We start from the raw sequence: 3,469 nt of genomic DNA, 5'->3' as shown, positions 1-3,469 counted from the left end.
GCATGCGCTTTGGCATCGGCATGGATACCGACCACACGCTCGAAGAGGTCGGCCAGCAGTTCTCGGTCACGCGCGAACGCATTCGTCAGATCGAGGCCAAGGCGCTGAGAAAGCTCCAGCACCCAACGAGGTCGCGTGTCATGCGTACGTTCCTGGACTAGCCGAAGCCACAAGCACAAACCCAGCGTCGGATAGTTTGGCCCGCGTTCGCCCTGCGGATGCGCCTAAGGAGATGATAACCAACCAGGCCTATCAGAGATGACAATGGTTGGACCTGTGCCTTGCCCCTGAGTTTGAAACGAGCCAGTGGCAGATCGCTTCTACGTGGCGCAGGCGAGGAGCCTCTTCTCGAGTGTGACCGCATCTTCGTTGATGGCGGGCATCTTCCTCATCAACGTCTACCGCGCTTATGAGGTGGAGGCCACCTCCGGCTTCCTCGTCCTGGGCGCGCTCGGCTGCCTTTTCAATGTCTGGCGTAACGGGCAGCGTGAACCGCCCACGAATTGTACCACCCTTGGCTAAGGAAAGATATCGAGGGCGCACAAGGTCGGGGGCCGACTGTGAACCCGGCGCTTGCATTCGCTGGTTAGCCAAATCGCTTACCTATGATTAAGGTTGAACACAAGTCTCGGCCATGACAGATGAACTTCGATAGACAACGGGCCTTGCTCATCTGAAATGATTTACTCCAAAGAACGCGCAAACCTTGAAGATCGGATGAAATATCACGATCAGAAGATCGATTCGTTGAAGAGGCCACTACGAGAAGCGCAGCTTGGACGTCCGCCGCTTTGGGATTGGGAGCGCATTCGAGTTCTAAGGCGTTTGCTCAACAGAGAGCACGAGAAGCTGCAATCCGTCATTTCCGAGTACCTCAGTGCGTTACCCGCCGACGACGCCCGACAGTGGCTGGACCAGACTTGCGCCGAGTCTCTTTAGCAGTTCACCGGCGACTTGAGACGGACCGACGGACGTTGATCTTTTAGCGCCCCACTCGAAGCGCGCACCGGCCTCGCCACAAGGTGGAGGGTTGCTCGCCGGATCGTCAGGGATGGCCCCGATTGGGCATTGGCTCAATTTCGAATTCATGTAGCTTGCGGTATAATGTCGAACGGCCGATCCGCAAACGGCGGGCCACCTCGGTCATGCGTCCGCTATAATGCGCGATAGCCAATCGAATTACGTCGGCTTCAATCTGTTCAAGCGGCCGCAGGTTCCCGTCTATTCCGTAGATTGCGACACCTACCTGCTCCGGCATGCGCCGGGGCATTGACTGCTCCGGCGAAGCAGGCGTGGCAATCTCCAAAAGTTCAGGAAGGTGATCGGCAGTAAGTGCGTCACCGTCGCACCTTGCAGCAGCCCGTATGAGGACCGACTGAAGTTGGCGAATGTTGCCGGGCCACTCGTAGGAGCGCAACAGGTTGTACGCATCATTGCTGATCGTGAGTTCACGTCCCCTTGCGTGATCGCCGAGGGCGGCAACGAAGGAGTGCGATAGTGCCGGAATATCTCCTGTCCTTGATCTAAGAGGCGGCATCTCAAAACAGATGGCGGTTAAAGCTTTGTAGAGATCAGTTTCGAATCGGCCCTCTACGATCAAGTCACTGAGCGGCTGGTTACTGGTACTCAGAATTTGAACGTCCATATCAAAGCTGTGCCCAGCACCGAGCGGCCGTACCCTTTGCTCCTGAATGGCCGCCGCTAGCCGCTGTTGTACACTCGCTGGCATTCGGTTAACTTCTTGCAGCACCAACGTCCCGCCATGGCAGTATTGCAGAGCGCCTACGTGCCTGTTGAAAGCGCCGGGGAATGCGCCCTTCTCATGGCCGAAGAGCACTGAGGTGAGCGCATTCTCGGTATAGCTTCGCATGTTCACGATCTTGAACGGCTCGTTGACGCGGTGAGAGGCAGCATGGAGCGCGCGCAGCAGCATAGTTCTACCCGTGCCTCCTTCCCCTTCGATTAGTACGTGCCCATGGCCCCGCGCCGCCAGTGCAGCGCGCGCCAATGCAGCCCGAAATCCCCCGTCAGTGCCGATCATCGCTTCGAAGCCGAGCGGGAAGTCGAAGGTCGCTGAAAGTGACTGCAACTCCCGGCTTTGGCTGCCGATTGAAGTTATCATCCGGAGAGCGCCAAGCAAGCGGTCTGGGGAAAAGGGCCTTACTAGGTAGTCTGTTGCTCCCGCCCGCATCGCCTCTACGGCATGCAACACCTCAGAACCGGAAGACAATACCACTACCGGAAGGTCTGGGTTAACTGCCCCCAGAAGGCCGATAGCTTCGGCTCCGGCCTGCGACCCTGACCAACCATCGAGAACGGCCGCCGAGATGACATGCCCTTCCATGCCATTGAGGATCGTCAAGGCCTGTCCAATGTCGGGAGCGCAGATCGCTCGCCACCCTACTTTCGAGACCGATGAGGCGACCACTCGCGCTTGAGTCGGCTCGCTCCCGATCAACACCAGCAAGCGTTGCGTCGTATCCATATCAGCCATTATCGACAGCCACCTAAATCGCTGGAAAATCGCGGTAAGCGTACAATTTACCGCATCGCGTGCAGTTGCGACTGTCCGATATTCAGGTTAAATTTTCTCTCGACCAGCCCAAGAACACGCTCCTAACTCGCGTCCACCCTGCGATCGAGTAACGATCCTCGGCTTCGACGAGAAATCCTTCTATCTGCGTGGCGTCAGCGGTGCGACGAGGGTGGCATTATCATCCCGCCTTCCTCAGGCTCTGCCTCACTCATCCACTCATGCGCGGCTAACCTGCTCGCGTGATGTTCCAGCCATGTTTTAAGATGGGCAAATGGCTAGGTACAAGGTTGGGACTACGTCCGAACTCAAGCAATGCGGATATTGGCTTCGAGTTAGATGCCTTTGCGGGCACACTATGGACTTCGGCCATGACCAGCTTCGTGATCTCGCGCGTGGCAAGTTGGTTAGCAGCCGAATCGACCAGATTGCTGCGCGAATGACGTGCGCCGAGTGCACATCCCAGCCAATCGACTAAGCACCAACGTTTCCACCGGACGATCGGGAACAGTTCGTCGAAAGGTTTCGTTGAGCGAGTGGGCCATGGCCAACATGGGCTCGTGCGTCCCGGTCGTGTTCCAAGTCCCGGGACGCAGCCGAACTCCCAGCACCAGACCCTCGCACATGATTGGTGAAGGCCCCCTCAGGCCGCTTGTACTCGGTTGCGCCCAGCGAGCTTCGCCGCATACATCGCAGCATCAGCGCGGTGCAAGGCCGCTGGTGAGCTGGCCCCCGTTTCGTCCGGGCACCCCTCAGGCATAGAATGGAGGCTTGGGGCTATCCCCTGAGCACATGCTTATGTCTGGATATGAGGTTATCGCTGATGGCGGGCGTCGCCGCTTCTGGTCGGCTGCGGAGAAGCTGCGGATCGTAGAGGAGACGCTGGACGGCAGTGCCAGCATATCGGTCGTGGCGCGCCGTAATGGCGTGTCGGCC

4 protein-coding genes are annotated in these 3,469 nt (G+C 58.1%); 3 read left to right on the top strand and 1 reads right to left on the bottom strand.

The genetic code is table 11. From position 1 onward, the window contains the following. On the top strand, positions 1-161 hold a 161-nt coding region (locus GV044_RS16600), incomplete at its 5' end, for a sigma factor-like helix-turn-helix DNA-binding protein (protein WP_305778435.1). Positions 162-306: 145 nt separating this feature from the next. Next, a complete protein-coding gene (locus tag GV044_RS16595) occupies positions 307-522 on the top strand; it encodes a hypothetical protein (protein WP_159872931.1) in 216 nt (71 codons plus the stop codon). Positions 523-1,045: 523 nt separating this feature from the next. Here GV044_RS16595 and GV044_RS16590 read toward each other — a convergent pair. After that, positions 1,046-2,494 (bottom strand): sigma-54 dependent transcriptional regulator, encoded by a 1,449-nt coding sequence (locus tag GV044_RS16590; RefSeq protein ID WP_159872929.1) that lies wholly within the window; start codon positions 2,492-2,494, stop codon positions 1,046-1,048. A gap of 831 nt (positions 2,495-3,325) precedes the next feature. On the opposite strand from GV044_RS16590, the gene GV044_RS16585 reads away from it, so the two are divergent. Further along, positions 3,326-3,469: transposase (locus GV044_RS16585; protein WP_159872927.1), on the top strand; the 144-nt coding region annotated here is incomplete at its 3' end.

This window comes from Novosphingobium sp. 9U (assembly GCF_902506425.1).
In the GTDB taxonomy this organism is placed as follows: domain Bacteria; phylum Pseudomonadota; class Alphaproteobacteria; order Sphingomonadales; family Sphingomonadaceae; genus Novosphingobium.
Note: the sequence above shows the minus strand (reverse complement) of the source record. Positions and strands in the feature narration are given on the sequence as shown.

Bases quoted from the DNA above. Each gene is read 5' to 3' on its own strand.
- GV044_RS16590 (WP_159872929.1), bottom strand. From the start codon at position 2,494: ATGGCTGATATGGATACGACGCAACGCTTGCTGGTGTTGATCGGGAGC.